The sequence below is a fragment of the Robertmurraya sp. DFI.2.37 genome (genome assembly GCF_029211245.1).
In the GTDB taxonomy this organism is placed as follows: Bacteria; Bacillota; Bacilli; order Bacillales; family Cytobacillaceae; genus Robertmurraya; species Robertmurraya methanolica_A.
In genome coordinates, this window is the sequence record NZ_JARGEJ010000058.1 from 1 (window position 1) to 25,051 (window position 25,051).

The 25,051-nt window shown below is 38.8% G+C and carries 23 protein-coding genes, 1 pseudogene and 1 other annotated feature; of the genes and pseudogenes, 21 read left to right on the top strand and 3 right to left on the bottom strand.

Annotated elements, in window-relative coordinates; genetic code table 11:
* Positions 1 to 914: 914 nt before the first annotated feature.
* Positions 915 to 2,133, bottom strand: a pseudogene (locus PZE06_RS21115) (dicarboxylate/amino acid:cation symporter).
* Between the two features lie 203 nt (positions 2,134 to 2,336).
* On the opposite strand from PZE06_RS21115, the gene PZE06_RS21120 reads away from it, so the two are divergent.
* A complete protein-coding gene (locus PZE06_RS21120; protein WP_151025777.1) occupies positions 2,337 to 3,104 on the top strand; it encodes a tRNA threonylcarbamoyladenosine dehydratase in 768 nt (255 codons plus the stop codon).
* A gap of 305 nt (positions 3,105 to 3,409) precedes the next feature.
* Here the strand turns inward: PZE06_RS21120 and PZE06_RS21125 are convergent, their stop codons facing one another.
* On the bottom strand, positions 3,410 to 3,910 hold the full coding sequence (locus tag PZE06_RS21125) for a Myb-like DNA-binding domain-containing protein (RefSeq protein ID WP_151025778.1): 501 nt from the start codon (positions 3,908 to 3,910) through the stop codon (positions 3,410 to 3,412).
* A gap of 172 nt (positions 3,911 to 4,082) precedes the next feature.
* On the opposite strand from PZE06_RS21125, the gene PZE06_RS21130 reads away from it, so the two are divergent.
* The 5 genes from PZE06_RS21130 to PZE06_RS21150 are packed head-to-tail and all read left to right on the top strand — an operon-like array spanning position 4,083 to position 7,800.
* The gene (locus tag PZE06_RS21130) at positions 4,083 to 4,847 is read left to right on the top strand and encodes a hypothetical protein (protein WP_151025779.1); all 765 of its coding nucleotides are present in this window, start codon (positions 4,083 to 4,085) and stop codon (positions 4,845 to 4,847) included.
* Positions 4,848 to 4,851: 4 nt separating this feature from the next.
* Positions 4,852 to 5,223, top strand: a complete 372-nt coding sequence (locus PZE06_RS21135) for a GntR family transcriptional regulator (protein WP_095307069.1) — start codon at positions 4,852 to 4,854, stop codon at positions 5,221 to 5,223.
* Entirely contained in the window at positions 5,220 to 5,909 is a 690-nt protein-coding gene (locus PZE06_RS21140) for an ABC transporter ATP-binding protein (protein WP_151025780.1), read from the top strand. The genes PZE06_RS21135 and PZE06_RS21140 overlap by 4 nt, the downstream gene beginning before the upstream one ends.
* Before the next feature lie 12 nt (positions 5,910 to 5,921).
* Entirely contained in the window at positions 5,922 to 6,848 is a 927-nt protein-coding gene (locus PZE06_RS21145; protein ID WP_151025781.1) for an ABC transporter ATP-binding protein, read from the top strand.
* A complete protein-coding gene (locus tag PZE06_RS21150) occupies positions 6,841 to 7,800 on the top strand; it encodes an ABC transporter permease (protein WP_151025782.1) in 960 nt (319 codons plus the stop codon). The genes PZE06_RS21145 and PZE06_RS21150 overlap by 8 nt, the downstream gene beginning before the upstream one ends.
* A 252-nt stretch (positions 7,801 to 8,052) precedes the next feature.
* On the opposite strand, the gene PZE06_RS21155 is transcribed toward PZE06_RS21150, so the two are convergent.
* Complete coding sequence (locus tag PZE06_RS21155) at positions 8,053 to 9,324, bottom strand: replication-associated recombination protein A (RefSeq protein WP_151025783.1); 1,272 nt, start codon at positions 9,322 to 9,324, stop codon at positions 8,053 to 8,055.
* Between the two features lie 377 nt (positions 9,325 to 9,701).
* Here PZE06_RS21155 and PZE06_RS21160 point away from each other — a divergent pair, with 377 nt between their 5' ends.
* The 15 genes from PZE06_RS21160 to PZE06_RS21230 all read left to right on the top strand — a co-directional run bounded on the left by PZE06_RS21160 (position 9,702) and on the right by PZE06_RS21230 (position 24,923).
* A complete protein-coding gene (locus PZE06_RS21160; protein ID WP_151025784.1) occupies positions 9,702 to 10,391 on the top strand; it encodes a YczE/YyaS/YitT family protein in 690 nt (229 codons plus the stop codon).
* Positions 10,388 to 10,807: a cysteine metabolism transcriptional regulator CymR gene (gene cymR / locus PZE06_RS21165; protein WP_151025785.1), complete on the top strand. Its 420-nt coding sequence runs from the start codon at positions 10,388 to 10,390 to the stop codon at positions 10,805 to 10,807. The genes PZE06_RS21160 and cymR overlap by 4 nt, the downstream gene beginning before the upstream one ends.
* A gap of 183 nt (positions 10,808 to 10,990) precedes the next feature.
* Complete coding sequence (locus PZE06_RS21170; RefSeq protein WP_151025786.1) at positions 10,991 to 12,136, top strand: cysteine desulfurase family protein; 1,146 nt, start codon at positions 10,991 to 10,993, stop codon at positions 12,134 to 12,136.
* Positions 12,137 to 12,164: 28 nt separating this feature from the next.
* Positions 12,165 to 13,280 carry a tRNA 2-thiouridine(34) synthase MnmA gene (gene mnmA, locus PZE06_RS21175; protein WP_151025787.1) on the top strand — a complete coding sequence of 372 codons (1,116 nt, stop codon included), beginning with the start codon at positions 12,165 to 12,167 and terminating at the stop codon, positions 13,278 to 13,280.
* A gap of 224 nt (positions 13,281 to 13,504) precedes the next feature.
* Positions 13,505 to 14,158 carry a tetratricopeptide repeat protein gene (locus PZE06_RS21180; RefSeq protein ID WP_151025788.1) on the top strand — a complete coding sequence of 218 codons (654 nt, stop codon included), beginning with the start codon at positions 13,505 to 13,507 and terminating at the stop codon, positions 14,156 to 14,158.
* A gap of 15 nt (positions 14,159 to 14,173) precedes the next feature.
* Positions 14,174 to 16,639, top strand: coding sequence for an SF1B family DNA helicase RecD2 (gene recD2, locus PZE06_RS21185; RefSeq protein ID WP_483314081.1), 2,466 nt, complete (start codon positions 14,174 to 14,176; stop codon positions 16,637 to 16,639).
* Between the two features lie 219 nt (positions 16,640 to 16,858).
* Entirely contained in the window at positions 16,859 to 17,329 is a 471-nt protein-coding gene (locus PZE06_RS21190; RefSeq protein ID WP_151025790.1) for a PRC-barrel domain-containing protein, read from the top strand.
* Positions 17,330 to 17,354: 25 nt separating this feature from the next.
* Complete coding sequence (locus PZE06_RS21195; protein ID WP_151025791.1) at positions 17,355 to 17,546, top strand: hypothetical protein; 192 nt, start codon at positions 17,355 to 17,357, stop codon at positions 17,544 to 17,546.
* Positions 17,547 to 17,646: 100 nt separating this feature from the next.
* Entirely contained in the window at positions 17,647 to 18,717 is a 1,071-nt protein-coding gene (locus PZE06_RS21200) for an AI-2E family transporter (RefSeq protein WP_151025792.1), read from the top strand.
* A 236-nt stretch (positions 18,718 to 18,953) separates the two neighbouring features.
* Positions 18,954 to 19,167 (top strand) — a binding site (T-box leader).
* Between the two features lie 135 nt (positions 19,168 to 19,302).
* Entirely contained in the window at positions 19,303 to 21,936 is a 2,634-nt protein-coding gene (gene alaS, locus PZE06_RS21205; RefSeq protein WP_151025793.1) for an alanine--tRNA ligase, read from the top strand.
* A 321-nt stretch (positions 21,937 to 22,257) separates the two neighbouring features.
* Positions 22,258 to 22,527, top strand: a complete 270-nt coding sequence (locus PZE06_RS21210; RefSeq protein ID WP_095306982.1) for an IreB family regulatory phosphoprotein — start codon at positions 22,258 to 22,260, stop codon at positions 22,525 to 22,527.
* Positions 22,528 to 22,530: 3 nt separating this feature from the next.
* Entirely contained in the window at positions 22,531 to 22,950 is a 420-nt protein-coding gene (ruvX, locus tag PZE06_RS21215; protein ID WP_151025794.1) for a Holliday junction resolvase RuvX, read from the top strand.
* A 12-nt stretch (positions 22,951 to 22,962) separates the two neighbouring features.
* Complete coding sequence (locus tag PZE06_RS21220; protein ID WP_095306967.1) at positions 22,963 to 23,250, top strand: DUF1292 domain-containing protein; 288 nt, start codon at positions 22,963 to 22,965, stop codon at positions 23,248 to 23,250.
* Positions 23,251 to 23,836: 586 nt separating this feature from the next.
* Positions 23,837 to 24,133: a hypothetical protein gene (locus PZE06_RS21225; protein WP_151025795.1), complete on the top strand. Its 297-nt coding sequence runs from the start codon at positions 23,837 to 23,839 to the stop codon at positions 24,131 to 24,133.
* Positions 24,134 to 24,635: 502 nt separating this feature from the next.
* Complete coding sequence (locus PZE06_RS21230; protein WP_151025796.1) at positions 24,636 to 24,923, top strand: hypothetical protein; 288 nt, start codon at positions 24,636 to 24,638, stop codon at positions 24,921 to 24,923.
* Positions 24,924 to 25,051: the final 128 nt, after the last annotated feature.

Consider the following 25,051-nt stretch of genomic DNA (forward strand, 5'->3'; position numbering starts at 1 on the left):
TTCGTGTGAAAAATGCGGAGGAGAAATGTATCCCGAGTATTACAAAGGAGTACACGGTATAGAGTATAAAATTTCGGATATTCGCTAGACAAAAAGGGACCGGGCGGTTTTTGCCCGGTTTTTCTTAGGCTTTATTAGTGTTGATTTCTCGCTTATTTCATTTAAACCTTGATCCTATACGAAATGAGCCAAAAATCGTTATATCAGTAATATGGTTTAATAAAGCCTTTTAATACTAAATACGTTTACTTGTCAAACTAAGAAAGTGCTGTGTCAAAAGGACGTTAGAAAAGACTTTTTGATATCAGCTTTTTCTCTTGTGGAGGTTTTGGTATTTTTGATTATTTGATAGTGGATAAAAGGGAGAATTTTCCTTTTTTGTGGATGTGATTGCTAGTTTGAAACCCAGGTTCTTGATTCCTGAATACCACTTGAAATTTGCTTTCGGTTCGACGAGAAGTGTAAATCTGATTACAGTACGCGTAAAGGATCACTTTTAACATTTTAAGGTGATAGGATGGACGCTCACCACGTTTGTGTAGAGAAAGTAGAGTTGGATTCATTCTTTCTCCTGCTAAATCAGCCATTCGGCTTAGGTGTGTCTGGAATGAGGACTTCACGGCAAAAACTAGTTGGCCAGTTGCGGATGATTCTTGTATATAAGAAAATCGCCTTTTATGGTTAGTAGGTTGAGGTGACTTAATTTATGCCAAAAATTTATGTGTATCCTTTGGAACGGAAGGCGACGACTCCTGGGAAGGGCACTGAAAAGCGGATCGGCCTCGCCCGCGGAAAGCACCGCCTTCCGTGCTGAGAATAGAGGGAATAAAAAAGAGGTTCCCCAAAAGCTAAGCTTTTGGAAGCTGCCTCCCCAGTACCATACTATCTAAAATTTCATTGAGATTTATAAAGGATCAAACTTCTTCGACTTTTTCCATCCAATTCTTACCTTCCACCCTTCTTGAAACCAGCATGGCAGAAGCGTTATCTCCTGTTACGTTTAAGGCAGTTGCCGGTGCATCGATGATGGTGCTAATGGCGGCAATAATCGGTAGTGCCTCCATTGGAAAACCATACAAGCTGATGATTAACATCTCAGCGATCATCCCGCCGCTTGGAATAGCTCCCATTACCGTTCCTCCAAGAACCGCGATTAACATCGCGAGTCCAATTGTCCCAAAACCAGAGAAATCCATATTGAAGACGCTGAATAGGACAGCGATTTTTAAGATGACACCTAAGACAGAACCATCTTTATGCATGGAAGCTCCAAGTGGAATAACGGTTTCTCGTATATCCTTTGGAATTTTCATCTTCTCTGTTGCTTCAAGATTTACAGGAAGAGACGCCATACTGCTACAGGTTGCTAAGGAAGTAATGGTTGGAGAGAGCGTATTTCTCCAAAATAATTTAATTCCTTTTTTTCCACCTGATAGAAATGCATAACTAGTATAAGCGATTACAAAAAATACTGCTGCCACGACAAAATACAAAATAGCTGTTTTCATGTATGTATCAAGCAAATCTGTCCCAAATGTTCCTACTAAATAAGCGAAATAGGATCCTAATCCAATCGGGGCGTAATACATAACTAAATTGACCATTTTTGTTAAGACGAGTGTTCCGGCATTCATCAAATTTGCAAGGGGTTTTGCTTTTTCTCCCACTGTCGTTATAGCAAAACCAAGCAGTAATGAGAAGAATATAAGAGCTAGCATATGTTCCCTACTAAATAATTGGATGAAGCTGTCGGTTGTAAAAATTCCTACAAGTTGTTCTCCTGCTGAGATAGATTCGATAGACTCTGGTTTAGTTAATTCAACGTTCATATCTGTTGCACCTGGGAACATTTTTACTGCTCCAACCATCACTAAGGCTGCAATTAGACCTGTCCCTAAAAAAACTATAAATGTAGATGACATGACTTTTTTTAAATCGTTGCCCACTTCCCATATTTGCAATGGCCGATGTAGTTGCAAAAAAGACTAAAGGCACTACAAGTGTAAACATCAAATTTAGAAAGATATCACCTAAAGGTTTGATAACTTCTGCCTGTGTACCCATGCTGATTCCTAATATGCTTCCGATAATGACCGAACTCAGTAGTATAATTGGGAAGCGGTAGTTTTTCAATATGGCTTTCATGATTTCCTTCCTCCCTGACTATCATAGCTCTCTAATGGTACCATACTTCAATGGTATTTTTGCTCAATTCATGCTGTGAAATGAATCTTAATTTTAACCTCTAGATGCTAAATGGGTTAAAGTATGGTATATTTTTTACGGGTAAAAATAGAACCAAAACGTTTTTAAACTAAATATGGAGTGGTTAATAGATGTTACATCAGTTTTCTAGAAATGAACTTGCCATTGGAACAGAAGGATTAGAAATTATGAAAAAGAGTACAGTGGCAGTATTGGGAATTGGCGGAGTAGGTTCCTTTGCCGCTGAAGCATTGGCTCGTTCTGGAGTGGGACGTCTTATTTTAATTGATAAAGATGATGTTGATATTACGAATGTCAATCGACAAATCATCGCCCTTCTTTCTACAGTTGGAAAACCGAAAGCGGATTTAATGAAAGAAAGAATTAAAGACATTAATCCTGAGTGTGAGGTTATTGCTTTAAAAATGTTCTATACGGAAGAAACGTATGAGCAAATATTTGAGTATGGACTTGATTTTGTTGTCGATGCTTCTGACACGATTGTTTATAAAATTCACTTAATGAAGGAATGTTTAATGAGAAATATTCCGATTATTTCAAGCATGGGTGCTGCGAATAAGATGGATCCGACTCGTTTTCAAATTGCTGATATTTCGAAAACGCACACCGACCCCATTGCTAAAGTCATCCGTACAAAATTACGAAAAGAAGGGATTCGAAAAGGAATTCCAGTTGTGTTTTCAGATGAGAGCCCTGTCGTTATTCGTGAGGATGTGAGGAAGGTTGTTGGTAAAGAGGATGCTCCAATTAGAAAAGCGAAAATGCCACCAGCATCGAATGCCTTTGTACCGTCTGTATCGGGATTAATTATGGCGAGCTATGTCGTTAGAGAATTATTAAAAGATATTAAAATTCAGCGAGTAAAGGATGAAAATTAGTCTAAAGTGGACAAAGCGAGAGTACATAGGGTTTGCAAATATTATTACTAGCATGGCATGAAGCTGTCTAGAGCCTTATTGCCAAATATTCTTAGCTAAAGCAAGTGGAGAAAATGTCCTCATTTTTCCCCACTTGCTTTTCTTTGTTGTATTAAAGTAATTGTTTAATGAAGGCAGACCCTCTGAGAAAGTTTGTATGAAAGAATAGGGTGATTCGTACTGTCCACTGAAGAAGCGGAAGACAGATACTAGTGAAATTTGCCCTCACAGCCTCGTTTGGACCATAAAAAAACGTCATCCCCTCGTTAATGAACAATATGCTCTCCTAAAAGAGATTCAGTTTCGCTTAAAATTCTAGCAATTGTTTCGTATTGCCGCGTCAGCTTCTGATTTTGTTCTTTTTTCTCGTTATATAATTTTTTTAAAGCCGCCGCCTTGTTTTTTAGAGCAACTTGTTCTGCTTTTAGTTTTTTATGTTCCTCAGTGAGCGCTGCATGTGATTCTTCCTGTGCTAAAGCTTGTAAAAATTGAACAACGGTATCCAATGTTAAAGGGTCTGACGCTGGAGGGGCACTTTTTTCAGGTGCGGGAAGTTGGAGTTGCGCTGTTGGAGTGGAGGAAGTCTTTTCCTCCTTACATAAAACATGATTCCAGCGGTGACTGCAGGCCGCAGGTGTTCTTCCTAAGAGGGATGCAGCTTTTTTAAAAGCAGCCGTTTTGGTGGCTCCTAATTGCACATGTTCAAGTACAATTTTTTTTAATAGATGATGGTCTTCGTCTGTCCATTTTTCCCTTTTGTTCTTCATATCTTCACTCCTTAACGGATGTTGTTTATTCTTATCGTCACCGAAAGAAATCGAATCTATGTAAAGTGTCGTAATTTCTTAACATTGAAAAATAAAGTAAATTTATGTTGCTTTATTAAAAGTATCAGTGTATTATTTAACTAGAACACTAAGTCACAAGGAGGGAGTTATTATGTCAGCATTTAAAGGTTTGTATTTAAAGGATTTAAAAATATCGAAAGGCAATTTTCTAATTGGAATGGGTCTTTTGTTTTTAATTGTGGTATTTGCTTATGGGTTAAGGGGATATTTTGGGGAACCACTTGTACCGCTCATATTCTTTTTTGCCATATTGGTTCTGCATGTCTTATATCTACCTGTAATATTATTTATTTCATTGCAATTAGAGGGGCAAAGTCAATTATGGCTTCACAACCCAAACGGTGGAATAAAGCTTTTCTTATCTAAATTGGGAGCGGCCTTGACATATTACTCCGCTTCACTGCTAGCGACCTTTCTATTGTTGCAATTTGCTATTTCAACGACGGAGATTTCCGAAGACCTGTACGGTATGAATGAGGTGTTAAATAATCATCTCTTGCTTGTTATTGGTGGCGTTACATTAACTGGAATTTATATTAGCGTTTGGTTGCTATTTTACTGGACACTCTATCATTCTTTAAAGGGGATCCCATTTCTAAGTAGAATTCGCTGGCTTGTTTTACTAGTCGTATGGATTGTAATTAGTACGGTTAGCAATTATCTGGCAGAAACGAAAGTGTTCGAGGTCATTCAAGAAAAAGGGACAGTGCAACTTAATATTTTTAGTTCACAATTCGTTGATATGACAGGGACGGTTGGTCAGATTAATTTAGTTTCCATTGCTCTACATGTTGTTACGGCGATCGCAGTATTTCTAATATCTGTTTTGTTATTAGAAAGGAAAGTGGAGGTGTAGCAGAATGGAAGATTTTCAAGCATCTAAACCTATTTATATGCAAATTGTTGATAAAATTAGTCACCAAATTGTTCGGGGAGATATCAAGCCGGGTGAAAAGCTTCCATCAGTCAGAGAAATGGCAATTAAAACTGGTGTGAACCCAAATACCATTCAGAGAACGTATAGTGAAATGGAGAGGATGGAAATCGTGGAATCGAGGAGAGGACAAGGAACATTCGTCACGGAAGTTAATGAAGTTATTGTCGATTTAAAAGAGAAGTTGCAAACCGATATGATAGCTGCTTTTGTTCACAATATGAAAGAATTAGGGTTCACACAGGAAGAAATGCTGAAGGGCTTGCAAAATTATATTGATAGGGAGGGTGGAAAATGATAAAGGTTGAGGAAGTGTCAAAAAAGTACGCTGGTGAAGCGGCTGTAGAAAGTATCTCCTTTTCACTGGAAAAAGGAAAGATTTATGGGTTTATAGGGCCGAACGGTAGTGGCAAATCAACAACATTAAAAATGATAGCAGGTCTTGTTTTTCCTGCAAGTGGTTCCATTACAGTAAATGGAAAAAAGGTAGAACGAAAAATTGCGAAAGACGTCGCCTATTTATCAGAGCTTGATTTTTTCTATCCATCCTTTACTGTAAAAGATATGATCGCATTCTCAGCTTCCCAATTCCCTGATTTTAATATGGATAGGGCCAATGAGCTATTGGCTTTTATGAAGCTGGACCCAAAGAAAAAGCTAAAGCAGCTCTCAAAGGGAAATCGTGGGAGAGTGAAGCTTGTTCTCACTTTAGCTCGCACCGCCCCTGTTCTTTTATTGGATGAACCGTTTTCAGGTCTTGATCCAATGGTCAGAGAATCGATTGTTAAAGGGTTATTGTCCTATATCGATTTTAACAAGCAAACGGTTATTATTGCGACACATGAAATCGATGAAATTGAGATGCTTCTCGATGAGGTGATTGCCATTCAAAACGGTCAAATCGTTGCTATAGAAAATGTGGAAGAGCTGCGAGAATCAAAAGGGCTGTCTGTGTTAGAGTGGATGAAAAAAATTTTTGCTTAAAAGGAGCTAACAATGGAAGCGGTAATTGAAATTCAAAATGTGACAAAACAAATTAAAGGTAGGAAAATTATCGACCAAATCAGCTTTGAGGTCAATCGAGGAGAGGTTTTTGGCTTTCTTGGCCCAAATGGTGCGGGTAAAACGACAACGATTCGGATGATCGTTGGGTTGATTGGAATTACTGAAGGAGATATCAAAATTGCAGGACACAGTATTCGGACCGATTTTGAAAAAGCAGTAAGTCATGTAGGAGCAATTGTAGAAAACCCGGAAATGTATAAATTTATGAGTGGCTATGATAATCTTCTCCATTTTGCCAGGATGTCTGCAAAGGTTACAAAGGAAAAAATTGATGAGGTTGTAGAATTAGTTGGCTTAACGGATAGAATTAAAGACAAGGTTAAAACTTATTCTCTCGGGATGAGACAGCGTCTTGGTTTAGCACAATGCTTGCTCCATGATCCAGACGTGTTAATCTTGGATGAACCGACAAATGGACTCGATCCTGCTGGAATTAGAGAAATTAGAGATCATATCAGGATGCTTGCACGGGAAAGAAATATGGCTGTCATCGTATCCAGTCACTTATTATCGGAAATGGAGATGATGTGTGATCGAATCGGGATTATCCAGCAAGGTAAGTTAGTGGATGTCCAATTTGTTCATGATTTCATTAATGGGGCCGAAAAAGTATATCAATTTGAACTTATTGAAAAGGAGAAAGCAAAAGAGCTTCTTAAACAATCACATCCTCAGCTCTCAGTTGAGATAACATCTGTGGGAGTGACTATGGCGATGACAAGAGAGGAAATTCCAGCTGTTGTGAAGATTTTTGTCAGTGAAGATATTTCGTTATACGGAATAGAAGAAGTGACAAAATCTTTAGAGGAGCGATTCCTAGAGATTACAAAAGAAAAAGAAGGTGTGGCCCATGTATAAATTAGTTCAAAATGAATTGTTAAAGATATTCAAGCGATCTGGAACATATGTAATGATAGGGTTACTTATCTTAATTGTGACGGTTGTAGGAGCCTTTGTAAAATATCAGGAAAGTGGTGGGACAGTTCCAGATAATTCTGAATGGAAGCAAGGCTTGCAGTTGGAAAACACAAACTTGCAAAGGCAGGTTGAAGAGCTAGAAGGTCAGGTTCCAGAATCACAAATTACTTATTTTAAGCGGCAAATAGCGATTAATGAATATCGTATTGAACATGGGCTGTCTCCAAACAGCGCGTATTCTGTTTGGGAATTTGTCAGCGATAATGTATCGATTATCGAGTTAGCAGGAATGTTTACAATTATCATTGCGGCGGGAATCGTCGCCAGTGAATTCAACTGGGGTACGATAAAGCTTTTGCTTATCCGACCTGTAAGCAGGTCAAGAATTTTAGTGGCCAAGTATTTAACTGTTCTCATTTTTGCTCTATCTGTTGTTGCTTTATGTTTTAGTTACTCAACTTTACTTGGTTTTATTTTATTTGGGGGACCTGAGCATGCTAGTCCGTATTTAAACTATCATCAAGGAACAGTAACTGAACAAAGTATGTTCATGCATTTATTAAATTCCTACGGTTTAAACTCTGTTAATATGCTCATGCTTGCAACGATGGCATTTATGATTTCAGCCGTTTTTAGAAGCAGCTCATTGGCGATTGGAATTTCACTTTTCCTTATGTTTACTGGAGCACAGCTTACAAGCTTAGTTGCAATGAAATACGACTGGGCGAAATATATTTTATTTGCTAATACTGACTTAACGCAATATTTTGATGGTTATCCACTAGTGGAAGGAATGACATTGCCGTTTTCGATTATCGTTCTTGTAGTTTATTTTATCCTATTTCAATTACTTGCCCATCTTGTTTTTAAAAAGCGCGATGTCGCAGCATAGTTAAACCAAAAAACCGCACAATGCGGTTTTTTGGTTTTTAAAGTGAATCAAGTCTAAGAAGCAGCTAAAACCTAACGAACATTGGATTTATTCTTACAACTCACTACGATTAAGTAAACTGGAGTCGGTAGCAGCGCAGGCTTCCAAGGGTTCCTTTATCGTTTGCACGGAGCTTGAGCACTAAGGAAAGCATGTTAGAATAAGCATTGCAGGGGTAATTTGAACTTTAATAATTTTGAAAGCGCTCTTGGCTCATCCCTTTTTTAATAGGTTTTCATAGACATTTGCTAAAGCTTGTTCAAACTTCCCTGTTCGTTTTGGTTCATAATAGATTTTATTTTTAATACGATCAGGCAAATATTGTTGTTTGACCCAGCCATTTTCATAATCATGAGGATACAAATATTCTAGGCCCCGACCTAGTTCTGCTGCTCCTTTGTAATGGGCGTCCTTTAAATGATCGGGAACTTCCCCGCTGATTCCTTTGCGTAAATCGGATATCGCCTGATCAATGGCGATGATTGCTGAATTTGATTTAGGTGATAAACAAAGTTCAATTACCGCGTTGGCTAAGGGGATTCGTGCTTCAGGGAATCCAACTCGCTCTGCTGTTTCAATTGCAGCAAGGGTTCTCGCCCCTGCTTGGGGACTGGCAAGGCCAATATCCTCATACGCAATAACAAGCAGCCTCCTGCTGATGCTTTGTAAATCACCAGCTTCAATGAGGCGGGCTAAGTAATGGAGGGCAGCGTTGACATCACTGCCGCGAATAGACTTTTGAAAGGCGGAGAGCACGTCGTAGTGTCCATCGCCGTCTTTATCATGGGTGAAGCTTTTCTTTTGCATACATTCCTCTGCGACAGCAAGGTCAATATAGATCGTTCCGTTCTTATCCTTTTCTGTTGAAACAACGGCAAGTTCAAGTGCATTTAAGGAACTGCGAACGTCGCCATTCGAAGCTGTTGCGAGATGGAGCAGTGCTTCCTCAGAAATATCGATCAGGTAGTGACCAAGTCCTCTTTCCTGATCTGCTATTGCCCGCTTCAATGCTGCAACAATTTCTCCACTTTCTAACGGCTTCAGTTCAAAAATTTGACAGCGGCTGCGAATCGCCGGATTAATGGCATGGTATGGATTGCTTGTCGTTGCTCCAATTAAAACAATCGAACCATTTTCAAGATGGGGGAGAAGGAAATCCTGCTTTCCTTTATCAAGTCGATGAACTTCATCTAAAAGCAAAATAACCTTACCAGACATTTTCGCTTCGGCTGCAACAATTTCTAAGTCTTTTTTATTATTGGTCACCGCATTTAGCATGCGAAAAGCAAATTGAGTACTCCCTGCAATCGCACTGGCGATAGAAGTTTTTCCAATTCCCGGCGGTCCATAGAGGATCATTGAGGAAAGTTGTTTCGCTTTAACCATGCGGTGAATGATCTTTCCTTCTCCAACGAGATGTTTCTGGCCGATGATTTCATCGATTGTTCTCGGTCTCATACGAAAGGCAAGGGGCTTTACATTCATTCCAATCTCTCCATTTTCTCAAAGTGGTTTATTTCTTTAACCATAACATGTGGAACATACATTTGCATACTGATGAGGGAGGATGGGGTAAAAAGATTTTTGGTTCTTTTTGTGCTAAACCTTGATTTCACACGCCGTAATGAAAAGGGGTTCTGCATATGAAACGATGGTAGCAGGAGAACTTTCTTCCACTTGCCATGATGTCAGAGCTTAAAGGAGTTAAAAATCTAGCTTGTCTTATCCGCATGACTCATGAAGTTGTGCTATAATGGCTATTGCCTATCAAATTAATCAGGTTTTTGGTAATATTTATATGAAAGATAGCATGGGTCCTTCGGTAAACGAATCATCTGTGTTGAAGAATGGGGATAACAGCGATGAGAAATCGAAGAAAAGGGCAAGTGGGTCCAAGATTTGCTATATATATTTTAGGATTATTAATTATGTCTTTAGGTCTTGTATTATTGATTAAAGCAGACTTAGGAGCCACACCTTGGGATGTACTGCACGTAGGGTTATACTATCAATTAGGCTTAACAATTGGTAGCTGGTCAGTGATTGTCGGCATGTTTATTTTACTAGCCGCTGCTATTATATCAAAGGAATTTCCACAAGTTGGAGCTTTCTTAAATATGATTCTTGTTGGTCTCTTTATTGATATGTATTTTCTCCTTCCATTTTTACATACACCAGAGGGACTGATGGGCAAACTGCTCATGTTTACGATTGGTTTACTACTTAATGGATATGGAATGGGACTTTACATTTCAGCGCAATTTGGTGCAGGCCCTCGAGATAGTCTCATGATTGCTTTGACATCAAAAACGGGCTGGAAAGTGCGCAATGTAAGAGGTGTGATGGAAATTTTAGTCCTCCTTGTCGGTTGGTGGCTCGGCGGACCAATCTTTTGGGGCACGATCGTCATCGGCTTATTGATTGGACCGTTGGCAGGCATTTGTCTGCCTCAATGCCACAAATTGACAGAATACTGGCTGTCCTCTTTAAAAGAAAAGAAGATGATGGTAGAACATTCAAAAACTGAATCAAAACGAGGTGCGAGTTTATGAAAATTTCAACAAAAGGACGCTACGGGTTGACGATCATGATCGAATTAGCTAAAAAGCACGGAGATGGACCAATCTCCTTAAAAGCGATTGCCCAAGCCAATGATTTGTCAGAACATTATTTAGAGCAATTAATTGCCCCTTTAAGAAATGCAGGCTTAGTTAAAAGCATTCGAGGTGCGTACGGTGGCTATGTATTAGCAGATGAACCGTCGAAAATTACTTCTGGGGATATTATTCGTGTATTAGAGGGGCCGATTACTCCGGTTGAAGGCATTGAGGATGAAGAACCGGCGAAACGGGAGTTATGGATACGGATTCGCGATGCAGTGAAGGACGTTTTAGAGAACACAACGTTAGAGGATTTAGCGAATCATACAGATGATGGAGAGTCTGACGCATATATGTTTTATATTTAAGGCCTTGTTAAATAATATTGGTGAACAAATAATATGTCCTCATTTCGAGTGAGACCAAGGTTTTACACGCCTTTTTAGTACTTGAAAGGTCAGAGAAAATAGAGCCAAACATCAACATATAACAAAGCCATTTGTTAAAATGGGAATAATAAGCTTAAGAGCTATGTTAGTAGGTGAACGAGATTGGAACGGATTTATGTAGATCATGCTGCCACTGCTCCGATGCATCCGCAGGTGATTGAAGTGATGATAAAAGTGATGAGTCAGCAATACGGAAACCCATCAAGCATCCATGCTTATGGCCGTGAAGCTAGACATATTGTTGATGAGGCAAGAGCTCAGCTGGCCAAAAGTATAAACGCCCATCCGAATGAAATCATCATGACGAGCGGTGGAACGGAAGCAGATAATTATGCTTTGATCGGCGTTGCTGAAGCGAATAAAGACAAAGGAAACCACATTATCACGACGCAAATTGAACATCATGCTGTTTTGCATACTTGTCAGCAGCTGGAGAAAAAAGGCTTTGAAGTAACATATTTGCCTGTTGATTCTACAGGAGCGATTTCAATTGCTGAATTAAAAAAAGCTTTGCGCGAAGATACGATTCTTGTTTCGATTATGTATGGAAATAACGAGGTCGGAACTTTGCAGCCGATAAAAGAAATTGGCGCGCTGCTATCTAGCCACGGGACCCTGTTTCATACAGATGCTGTACAAGCATACGGATTAGTGGATATCGATGTCAGAGAGTTACATGTTGATTTATTAAGCGTGTCGGCCCATAAAATTAACGGACCAAAAGGTATTGGATTTTTATATATTCGTAATGACGTGAAAGTGTCTCCTCTTATTTTTGGCGGTGAGCAAGAAAGAAAAAGACGTGCAGGCACAGAAAATGTCGCTTCAATCGCTGGTTTTCAAGAAGCGGTAAAAGTAGCCCAACTTGAAAGAGATAAGAAGGTAAAAGAGTATCAGCACTATAAAGAAATATTGATCAATACACTAAAAATTCAGGAGATCGAGTTTTCCGTAAACGGATCACTTGAAAATTCTCTCCCTCATGTTTTAAACTTAAGCTTCCCAGGTATTAATGTCGAAGCAATGCTTGTTAATTTAGATTTAGCAGGAGTGGCTGCTTCAAGTGGTTCAGCTTGTACGGCCGGCAGCATTGATCCATCACATGTCCTGGTTGCGATGTTCGGTAGCCAATCCGAAAAGTTGCGAAATTCTATCCGCTTTAGCTTTGGTCTTTATAACACTGCTGACCAGATTCAAAAGGTTGCGGAGACGACAGCAGAAATTGTGAAGCGGTTAACAAATAAATAATTGCAATGGGCAAGTGAGGTGAAAGAAATTGATGAAGGATCCGAAGGACACACGTGTTGTTGTAGGGATGTCCGGTGGAGTCGATTCATCTGTGGCAGCATTATTGTTGAAACAGCAAGGATATGATGTCATCGGAATTTTTATGAAAAATTGGGACGATACAGATGAGTTCGGAGTATGTACAGCGACGGAAGATTATAACGATGTGATTCGTGTATGCAATCAAATTGGAATTCCTTACTATGCTGTTAACTTCGAAAAACAGTATTGGGACAAGGTATTCACATATTTCTTAGATGAATATAAAGCAGGACGGACACCGAATCCGGATGTTATGTGCAATAAAGAGATTAAGTTTAAGGCTTTTCTAGAGCATGCCCTTAATCTCGGTGCGGATTATTTAGCTACCGGTCATTATGCTCGTGTTGACCGCAAGGATGGAGAAGTTAAAATGCTCCGTGGTATTGATGAAAATAAGGATCAAACTTATTTTTTAAATCAACTTTCACAGGAGCAATTAGAAAAGGTAATGTTCCCAATTGGCGATATTGAAAAATCAAAGGTGCGGGAAATTGCGATGGAGGCAGGTTTAGCTACAGCTACGAAAAAAGATAGCACTGGAATTTGTTTTATTGGAGAACGTAATTTCAAAGAGTTTTTAAGTAACTATTTACCTGCACAACCAGGCAATATGGAAACTCTTGATGGAGAAGTAGTTGGCAAGCATGATGGATTAATGTATTACACAATCGGTCAACGACATGGACTTGGAATTGGTGGTTCCGGTGAACCGTGGTTTGTGATTGGGAAAGATTTGAAGCGCAATGTCTTATTTGTTGGACAAAGCTTTCACAATGAAAAACTTTATTCAGATTCCATTATTGCTTCCAGTGTAAGCTGGATCTCAAATGAACCTAAGCCAGAATCGTTTCAATGTACAGCGAAGTTCAGATACCGTCAACCAGATAACCATGTGACTGTACAAGCTTTAGGGGATGGCAAAGTAAAAGTAGTCTTCCATGAACCAATTCGTGCCGTAACACCTGGGCAAGCTGTTGTTTTTTACAATGAGGATGAATGTCTTGGTGGAGGAACGATAGACGAGATCTACAAAGATGCAGAACGACTCACTTACGTTGGCTAATATAAATTAAGGAATAAGGGTGTCCAAAAAAAGCATTGCTTTTGGGGCACCCTTTCATACGTCTAGCATCGATATTACTAAAAAACTAGAAGTGAATCATAAGAGGTGTGCTGAAGGACATGAGTATACGGTTTCAACAAAAACGGTGCTCGCGATTCCTGCGCTTGATTTCGTTTTTGCCGTACATAAGATATGCTATACTTTTGACAATGGGAGTGAAAATAATGGATAAAAACCAACAAGGTATACAATATATGCAAGAAGGAAAATGGGAAGAAGCAGCGAAAATTTTTATGGAAGCCATTGAGGAGAATCCAAAGGATGCTGTCTCCTATATTAATTTTGGCAATGTCCTTGCGGCAGTTGGCGAAAATGACAAAGCATTATCTTTTTTTGAAAAAGCGATTGAACTTGACGATCGTGCAGCAGCAGCCTATTACAGTGCGGGCAATCTTTATTTCGAAAACGACGATCTTGATGCAGCAAAAAAAATGTTTGAAAAAGCAATGCAGCAAGGTTTGGAATCCAGTGACAACTATTTCATGCTCGGCTTAACCCTTGCTCAGCTTGAACAGCCTCGTCTAGCTTTGCCATATCTTCAACGTGCTGTTGAATTAAATGCCGATGACGCAGAGGCCTGTTTCCAATATGGCCTTTGCTTGGCAGGCTTAGAATTAATCGATGAAGCGATTGCCCAATTTACAAGCTGTGTGCAATTGGATCCAAAACATGCCGACGCCTATTATAATATAGGTGTTGCCTATGGATACAAAGAGAATGGCGTTAAAGCGATGGAGATGTTTGAAAAGGCATTGGAGATACAACCAGACCATATGTTAGCAGGCTACGGTAAAAAGCTATTGGAAAAAGAGCAATAAAAAAATCTTTGCTAAATGCTTAACAGCAAGGAGGGAGAGTCTTTGCCAGAACAGGAAAAGCTGGATTTGTTTAACGAGGAAAGCAAATATATAAAAGGGAAGCATCTCGTGACCATATTCCATAATGAACAAAACCTTTATACGGTGTTGAGAATTCGTGTTGAGGATACGAATGAAAATTATAAAGATAAAGAAGCGGTTATTACTGGTTATTTTCCAAAGGTTCATGAGGAAGAAACATACATTTTTTATGGTCAAATGAAGGATCATCCAAAGTTTGGACTGCAGTTTCAAGCAGAGCACTTCCGGAAGGAGCTTCCGCAAACGAAACAAGGAGTGATCGCTTATTTATCTGGTGATTTGTTTAAAGGGATTGGAAAAAAGACAGCAGCAAACATTGTGGAAACATTGGGCGAAGATGCAATTTCCCGCATTCTTTCTCAGCCTTCCATTTTGGATACTGTCCCGAAGCTTCCTTCTGAAAAAGCTAAGGAATTATATGACACACTAATGGAAAATCAAGGTTTAGAGCAAGCGATGATTGCTTTAAACCAATATGGATTTGGGCCGCAAATCTCGATGAAGATTTATCAAACCTATAAGGAGTTAACGGTAGAGGTTATTCAATCGAATCCGTATAAGCTTGTTGAGGATGTTGAGGGGATTGGTTTTAGCCGCGCTGATGAACTTGGCTATCAAATCGGAATTTCCGGCAACCACCCGGACAGAATCAAGGCTGGCTGCTTATATGTATTAGAAAATGAGTGTATGCAAACAGGGCATGTCTATCTTCCAGCCAAACATCTTCTCGTTAGTGTGAAAAGGCTTTTAGAAGAAAATAAGCGAGATACGATTGAGTATACGGATATTTCCAATGAATTGCTTAAACTTGAAGAAGAGGGGAAAATTATCATTGAAGATAAGAAAATTTATCTTCCCTCCCTTTATTTTTCCGAAAAAGGTCTTGTTTCGAACATAAAGCGCATTCTTGAGCAAAAGGATTATGATGAACAATTTCCAGAATCTGAATTTCTTTTGGCATTAGGAGAACTGGAAGAGAGATTAAAGGTTCAATATGCGCCTACGCAAAAAGAGGCGATACAAACTGCTTTAATGTCACCGATGTTAATTTTAACGGGAGGCCCTGGTACTGGAAAAACTACGGTCATTAAAGGAATCGTTGAGCTATACGGAGAATTGCACGGCTGTTCGTTGGATCCAAAAGATTATAAGGATGAAGAACCGTTTCCTTTTTTATTGGCTGCCCCTACCGGACGAGCTGCCAAAAGAATGAGCGAATCGACAGGACTGCCTGCGGTAACGATTCATCGGCTATTAGGCTGGAATGGAGTAGAAGGCTTTAGCCGTGACGAGGACGAGCCTCTTGAAGGAAAGATATTGATTGTCGATGAAACATCAATGCTCGATATATGGCTTGCCAATCAATTATTTAAGGCACTTCCAGATCATATTCAAGTCATACTTGTCGGTGACGAGGATCAACTACCGTCCGTTGGACCTGGGCAAGTACTAAAAGATTTACTTGAATCTAAGCGAATTCCGACGGTAAGGTTAACGGACATTTATCGGCAAGAGGAAGGTTCTTCCATCATTGAGTTGGCACACAGCATTAAGCATGGGCGACTTCCAGATGATATTCTGAAGCCGCAAAAGGATCGCTCCTTTATTCGTTGTCATGCAGGTCAAATTGGTGAAGTTGTCGAAAAGGTGGCTGAGAACGCTAAGAAAAAAGGCTATACGCAACGGGATATTCAGGTGTTGGCACCAATGTATAAAGGGCCAGCTGGAATTGATAAATTGAACGAAATTGTCCAACAGATTTTTAATGATAATGATGACGGATCGAGAAAAGAATTAAGATTCGGCGATGTTAAATACCGTATTGGCGACAAAGTGCTACAGCTCGTTAATCAACCTGAAAATCATGTTTTCAATGGTGACATTGGCGAAATTGTTTCGATTTTTACAGCCAAGGAAAATACGGAAAAAGAAGATATGGTTATTGTTTCGTTTGATGGAATTGAGGCGACATATACACGCCAAGACTTAACGCAAATTACTCATGCCTATTGCTGTTCTGTTCACAAGTCTCAGGGGAGTGAATTTCCAATCGTCATTCTTCCAATTGTGAAAAGCTATTATCGCATGCTGAGAAGAAATCTTATTTATACCGCGATTACAAGAAGCAAAAGTTCTCTTATTTTATGTGGTGAAGAAGAAGCATTGCGAATGGCAATCGGAAGAGTTGATGAACAGACAAGATTAACCTCCCTACAAGAAAAATTAAAAGAGGCAATAGGGAAAAGCGATGATCCTGAGGATATGGCAGGTTCCAAGGATGTTAACCTAGAGACAAAGACAGAGCCTGTTTTATATGAAGACTCAATAGTGGATATCGATCCGCTCATTGGGATGGAAAATGTAACCCCTTATGATTTTATGGAGCTGGAGGAAATTTAGAGTGCCGAGTTGGTGCTCTATTTTTATTTTAAAGCTGAGTTAACGATTACTAATCCGATTATTTTCCACAAATATTGTCAAATCTGACATGCACTTAAGAAAACACCACATCAATGCCCTGCTCACGCCAAGAAATACATCATCTTTTGGTAAACCTTTCTTTTAATGATTCTTCATAACCTGCAGAAACTATTACTGTTCGGAAAGGTGGGATAGCTCCTGCGAACAGTATCATTATTAAAGGGTCTGCCGATCTATGTAAAGAGCTCTGGAGAAAAAAAAGGAGAAGTGTGTGATATTTGTTTAGCGGAGAATGGCGAAATTGAGGGCATCTTAGTAAAAAAGGGTGCGCTCATAAAAAAGGCATGGCTCATTCCTTTACATGCTATAGCCTCTTTTGGAACAGATGGGATTATGCTGGAAGATGATGTGAATTTCCAGCCGGTAAAAGGATCTTATCATATTCTTGATGGAAGAGAAAAACTAGTTGGAAAACCGTTATTGTCAGCTGAAGGTGAAAAGTTGGGCATTCTTCAGGATGTATATTTTCATGAGGAGCTGGGAACAATTTTAGGGTATGAATGTTCGGATGGCTTCTTTGCTGATATAACGGAAGGGAAGCGGGTTTTTAAAAGCGATGCTCCACCTAAAATTGGGAAAGACGCCATTATCGTAAATATACAATCATAATTTTAGATAAGAGGGGTCTTTTTCAATGTTTAGTTGTCCTAATTGTCAAAGTAAAGATATTGGTAAGATCGGAATCAATCAATACTATTGCTGGAACTGCTTTATTGAGTTATCTGTGTCCCAAGGCATGATCAATACGCATCAAGTTGAAGAGGACGGCTCCTTAAGTTCGCTAGACGATCTTTTCGACGAGGATGTACGTCGCTACATTCTTTAATTCATATTGTCTTGTTCCTCCCTTTGTAAAGGGGGGATTTTTTATCTCTTTCGTATATTTTCCATTGAGGCTTCCACACTAACGATAAGGAGGTAGGGGGATGGATAATCGATTGAGGTGGATTTATCGATTTACTTTTTTATTATTATTGTTTGTTCTTATCTATGTTTTTTTTAAACTAAAACCAGTTTGGCTTCCTTTTATTGATATGGTTGCGGTGATTTTTACACCGTTCATCATTTCAGCGTTTATTACTTATCTACTACATCCAATCGTGGAAAAACTTCATGAGAATTATTTTCCGCGCTGGCTCTCGATTTTAATTATCTATTTGCTTTTTTTTGGAGGGATCGCCTTTGCTATTTATAAAGGTTTGCCTGCCTTCATCCTTCAACTTCGAGATTTAGTCGACAGCGCCCCTGAATTTGCAAACCAGTATCGGAGCTGGGTTATCTTAATACAGGAGCAAACTTCCGCGTGGCCTGAAGGGTTCCAAGAGCGTGTTGATGAAGGTATTATTGCAGCTGAACAAGCGGTTGATAGAATGCTCACGAAACTTTTAGATTATCTTGTAGGAATTTTGAATTCGATGATTATGATTGCGCTTATTCCGTTTATTACTTTTTATATGTTAAAGGATGTCGACTTAATCAAAAAAGCAGCTTGGTATTTAACGCCGAGAAAATGGAGGAAAAAGGGCGTTCAGTTTTTAAAAGATGTCGATGAATCATTAGGAGGATATATTCGTGGACAAATTTTAGTAGGTGCTTCGGTTGGAACAATAGCGGCGTTCTTATTTTGGTTTGTTGATATGAAATATCCACTGCTGCTTGGTGTAATCGTAGGGATTACGAACATTATTCCTTATTTTGGACCGATTATCGCCCTTGTACCAATCACAATTATTGCAGCAACGATGTCAATGAAAATGGTCATTACCTCGGTCATTATCGTTGTTATCCTCCAGTTTTTAGAAGGGAATATATTATCACCTCTTATTGTTGGGAAAAGCCTTCATATGCACCCATTGCTGATTATGCTTGCACTTTTTGCCGGCGGCGAAATGGGTGGTATAATCGGGCTCATTCTCGGTGTGCCGATTCTTGCAATATTAAAAGTGATTCTTTTGCATTCCAGAAACCATTTTGTTCAAACAAGACTAAAGGGATAGAACCTTGTTGTGCTCCACAATATCTTTGTTTTTTCTATATGTTGAAATAAGGGAGCGAAATGACCGTGTGAAATCATGACTACTCAAAAACTCAATAGAAGTGAAAATGCGGGCAAACGTTTTTAAACGAAAAAAAGGCTATTTGTGAAAAGCAATAATCAAGATGAAAACAGACAAGGATAAAGCATTGACAAATGTAAAATTTACTCGCTATAATGCGATATAGGAATCAATAGGAAAACATGATGAAGGAAAGAAGTATGTTGCAGTCCATCTATATAGAGAGGAATTTCCTTGGCTGAAAGAAATTCTAGATGAAGGGTGACAGAAAGCTAATCCAGAATGCAGACTAATCTCTGCCGTAACCTTGCGTTAAAGGGATTTGAGAGATGAATGAGGCTTTTCATTCGTAATCAGGGTGGTACCGCGGGCATAGTCCCCGTCCCTGTTTAGGAATGAGGGCTTTTTTTATTTAGAGGCAACGTTGTAGTTGTAGATTTTGCTCATTTCATGGCGTCAGTACTTAGATGAGCATCATTTGCGATTCAGCCTAATTGTAAAAATATAAAATTGGAGGAATTATAAATGAAAAACCTTACTGGTGCTGAAATTCGCCGCATGTTCTTAGATTTTTTTAAGGAAAAAGGTCATTCAGTTGAACCGAGTGCACCTCTTGTGCCTCATGATGATCCATCACTACTTTGGATTAACTCTGGGGTTGCGACATTAAAGAAATATTTCGATGGCCGTGTGATTCCAGATAATCCGCGTATTACTAATGCGCAGAAATCAATTCGTACGAACGATATTGAAAATGTTGGGAAAACAGCTCGACACCATACTTTCTTTGAAATGCTCGGAAATTTCTCCATTGGTGAATATTTCAAAGAGGAAGCAATCGAATGGGCGTGGGAATTTCTAACGGACGAGAAATGGATTGGCTTTGAGCCGGAGCGCTTGTCGGTTACGATTCATCCAGAGGATGACGAGGCCTATGAATTATGGCATAAAAAGATCGGCGTGCCTGAAGAACGAATTATTCGTTTGGAGGGGAACTTCTGGGATATTGGGGAAGGACCAAGTGGTCCAAATACAGAGATTTTTTACGATCGTGGTGAAAAATACGGAAATGATCCAAAGGACCCTGAATTATATCCTGGTGGTGAGAATGATCGTTATTTAGAGGTTTGGAATCTTGTGTTCTCTGAGTTTAACCATAATCCAGATGGAACCTATACACCGCTGCCAAAGAAAAATATTGATACAGGAATGGGACTAGAGCGGATGGCCTCCGTCGTTCAAGATGTGCCAACTAATTTTGATACTGATTTATTCATCCCGATTATTCGGGCAACGGAAGAGATCTCGGGTGTAACATATCGTCAGCAGGAAGAAACAGATGTTGCCTTTAAAGTTATTGCTGATCATATCCGTACAGTAGCGTTTGCTGTTGGAGACGGTGCACTTCCATCTAATGAGGGCCGGGGATATGTCTTACGTCGTCTTCTTCGCCGTGCTGTTCGTTATGCGAAGCAAATTAATATTAACCGTCCATTTATGTATGAATTAGTTCCGGTCGTTGGCGAAATCATGGCTGACTTCTATCCTGAGGTTAAGGACAAAACAGAATTTATCCAAAAAGTAATTAAAAACGAAGAGGAACGCTTTCATGAAACGCTCCATGAAGGTTTAAATATATTAGCTTCTATCATGAAAAAGGAAAAAGAGAATGGAAGTGAAACCATTTCAGGAAAAGATGTTTTCCGCTTATATGATACGTATGGCTTTCCAGTTGAACTAACGGAAGAGTATGCAGAAGAAGAAGGCATGAAAGTGGACCATGACGGTTTCGAGCTTGAAATGGAAGCACAAAGGGAACGTGCACGTGCTGCTAGACAAGATGTTGATTCGATGCAGGTTCAAGGCGGCGTGTTAGGAGATATTAAAGTAGACAGCAAGTTTATTGGTTATGATAAACTACAAACGAATGCATCCGTTTTGGCAATTGTCAAAGATGGACAGCTCGTTCAAGTAGCACAAGCAGGGGAAGAGATACAGGTTATTCTCGATGAAACTCCATTTTATGCGGAAAGCGGTGGACAAATTGCTGATGAAGGGTCACTTGAAGGGAACGGACTTAAGGTTTTAATCAAGGATGTCCAAAAAGCACCGAATGGTCAAAACCTTCATCGAGCAGTCGTTGTAGAAGGAACATTAACGGAAAAGATGGAAGTCATTGCAACGGTTAATGAATTAAATCGCAATAAAATTATTAAAAATCATACAGCTACCCATTTACTGCATCAAGCGTTAAAGGATGTATTAGGGCCGCATGTTAATCAGGCAGGTTCCCTTGTAGAAGCGGATCGTCTCCGTTTTGATTTCTCCCATTTTGGGCAAGTAAAAGCGGAAGAGCTTGAGCAAATTGAGACGATCGTGAATGAGAAAATTTGGCGAGGCCTTACTGTAAATATAGACTATAAAGGAATCGAAGAGGCAAAGGCAATGGGAGCAATGGCTCTATTCGGGGAGAAATACGGTGATATCGTCCGCGTTGTTCAGGTTGGTGATTACAGCTTAGAATTATGTGGTGGATGCCATGTTCCGAATTCTTCTGTGATCGGCTTGTTTAAAATTGTTTCTGAAAGTGGAATTGGCGCTGGTACGAGACGAATTGAAGCAGTGACAGGGGAAGCCGCATATCAACAAATGAATGAGCAGATCACCGTATTAAAATCTGCCGCTGCTAAACTAAAGGCAAATCCAAAAGAGGTAGCTAATCGTATTGATGGATTGCTGCAGGAAATGAAACAATTACAAAGAGAAAATGAATCTCTTGCTTCGAAATTGGGTAATATTGAAGCTGGAAGTCTTGTTGAGCAAGTGAAAGAAGTAAATGGTGTTAAAGTTCTATCTGCAAAGGTACAAGGTGTCGACATGAATCAGCTTCGCAACATGGCAGATGACCTAAAGCAAAAGCTTGGTTCAGCGATCTTAGTTTTAGGGAGCGTAAACGATGATAAAGTGAATATCATTGCTGCTGTTACGAAAGATTTAATCGATCAAGGCTATCATGCAGGAAAGATTGTCAAGGAAGTGGCAACACGCTGCGGTGGTGGCGGTGGTGGCCGACCGGATATGGCACAGGCTGGCGGCAAAGATCCGAACAAGCTTGATCAGGCACTTGCATCTGTCGAAGAATTTGTGAAATCTTTTTGATCTTGTAGTAAAGTAGTGTAAAATGTAGGTAACAGAGTCCATATCACAATGTACGAAGGTAAATGAAAAAACGAACATCGTCTTGAAATTAAAGATTCTAGTGTTAAATTGTTCGTTTTTAACTTGAGATGTGTCATTATGAGGTTGATGCAGTATAATAGAGAAGCTCTATTTTATGCATGGTGGCTAAATTGGACGAACGAGCCTGGACAAGCAGATTGTGCACCATTTATAAGCTAATGATTTTCGGAAAAAAATCACTCTTATGTGCAAACCAACTTTACCAATGATTCGTGAAAGAAGAAAAGCGAGGTGCATACCATGAGCTCATTTGATAAAACAATGAGATTTAGTTTTCCGGAGGAGCCCTTTGAACACGACGTAAAAGAAGTTCTTTTTGAAGTGTATGAAGCTCTTCAAGAAAAGGGGTATAATCCCATAAATCAAATTGTTGGTTACCTACTGTCAGGAGATCCGGCCTATATACCGCGTCATCGAGATGCGAGAAATATCATTCGCAAGCTTGAAAGAGACGAGATTATTGAAGAACTCGTGAAATCTTATTTGAAACGTCAACGTGAGGGATCGTAATATATGCGAATGATGGGACTTGACGTCGGCTCTAAAACAGTCGGCGTCGCACTTAGTGATGAATTAGGATGGACTGCCCAAGGCTTGGAAACCATTCGTATAAATGAAGAAGAAAACGTGTTTGGTTTTGAGCAAATTGGCAAAATTATTAAAGACTACGATGTAACAAAAATCATTGTAGGCATGCCGAAAAATATGAACGGCTCGATCGGTCCAAGGGGTGAAGCTAGTCAATTCTACGGAACCGAGTTGGAGAAGCTTTATAGCATCCCCGTTGTATACTGGGATGAACGGCTAACAACGATGGCAGCTGAAAGAGTGCTTCTTGAGGCAGATATGAGTCGTAAAAAGCGTAAAAAAGTGATCGACAAAATGGCGGCTGTCATGATTTTACAAGGTTATTTAGACAGTCAAAAAAATTGATGAGGTGAAAAAATGAACCACGGTGATAATAACATTACAGTAATTGATGAAGAAGGAAACGAGCAGCTATGCGAAATCTTATTTACCTTTGATTCAGATGAATTTGGAAAGTCTTACGTTCTGTATTATCCAATTGGAGAAGATGATTCAGACGATGAGGAAATTGAAATCCATGCTTCCGCATTTGTCCCATCCGAAGACACAAATGACGGTGATCTTCAGCCGATTGAGACAGAAGAAGAGTGGGATTTAATTGAAGAAATGTTAAACACCTTCCTTGAAGAGCAGGATGATGAATAATCATTAACAAAAAGCTGGCACATGTCAGCTAAGGCATTGAGAGTATATTTATCTCAATGCTTTTTTTGTTTCTGAAGAGAATGGCGGAAACCAATTTACCTTTAGAAAGTTTGCAGTTCGGAGGATATATGTCGAGCTGGACTAGGATTACTCTCTACTTACACGTCTGTGAAGCAAGACTTCTTCAAGGGTTTCAGATTAACAAGGTGTCGCTTACTTAAATTAGTCATCAAAGAATAATTTGTGAACTTTACTTTCTTTTTTAAGGTTGTTTGCAACGCATACAAGAAGGAATATATTCTGTTCCTTCAATCACCTTTTTCTAATTCTTAATTTGTCGTTATCATTTTCTATTATTTGCTGCTCTCTTCTACAAATACTTGAAGTGAGCTATTATGAAATTGAGTAATATTAGAGTTTTTTAAATAGTCTCATAAATGATTTTCGAGTGAAAGACCAGAAAAGGATTCAATGATTTTTCTGTATAAGTTAAAAAACACTAGGTACCAATTTACTTGGGGAGACATAGGATCATATTTGTGTATAGTTGGTTAGGATATTTAAATAGATATGGGTGGAGTAGAGCATGGAAATAAAAAAAGATAAAACGCTATCTCATTTATGTTTTAGTAGTTATACGATTGGTTTTGTAATAGGTGGACTGTTCTTTTTTATTACTGAAATAAATAAGGAGTTTCAATTTGGTTTTTCAAAAGAATCTTTTTTTTGTTTACTAATTTTACTACCCATTATTTATTGGGTTTATCATTATTCTGCTATGGTGTTTAATAATCAAAACTTGAAAACTAAATTGCTTTACTTCGCTTTATGTATACTAGGTATGTTCTTCGGAATAATCTTTTTTGAATTAAGTCTGATCTAACGACCAAAAAAGTGCCAAGCTACTTAGCTTCTATCCTAGATTTACAATTGAAGAAAATCGTATGCTAATCATTTTCAACATCAATGACGACAGAACTTGTTCTACAAGCTTTAGTGAACGCAATTGCCGTGCAACAACTGAATAGCTTTTCTGATTACAGATTTCTCAATAAGAAGTTGCATATCCTTTAGGAAAGGCTATTTAAGCCTGAAAGAAAAAAGGGCGAAAAAAATATTTATGTGGGGACAGAATGTAAAAGTTGATTATATAGTAATTTAATAATGCTGAAATCGTTTTGAGGATTATTTCGTAAATATCGTCCTTTGAAAAAATCAAAGGACGATATTCTACTTCTGTAGAGGTTAGAGCATATATTCTTTTTGAACGCTACTTTTCACTTACTAAAATAATCTATTTAAAGGCAAAGTAAGAATTTATGTTACCAAATTTGTTGAGTGGAGAAACGAAATTTTACTAAAAAACTTGTAAGGATGGTTAAAACATGTTCGAGGTAATAGCTGGACTATTATTAGGTCTATATATTTTAGTATTATATTCATATAGAAGGATGGTAATAAGGGAAATAGAGTTTACAATTAATCATCTCATTAAAATAGGTAAGACTTATAAAATGATAATAGAAACAGATGAATGTGGTGAAAATTCATTTGTTAAAAAGGTTAAGTTATTTGAAGGTGAAAGAGAATTAGATTCAGAAATCTCTCAATACAAAGAATCTACATTTTTTAATTTTTTTATAGGGAAAGAAGGTTTTTATGTCTATAAATAAAGGGTTTGTCAAGAAAAGTGTGTAAGTTATTCTAGATACTTCTTTACACGATTCTTCAGGTGGTCATGAATTAACAGTTGATTCATGACCATAGCCCATTGTTGGATATGTCCGCCTTCCCATTTCTT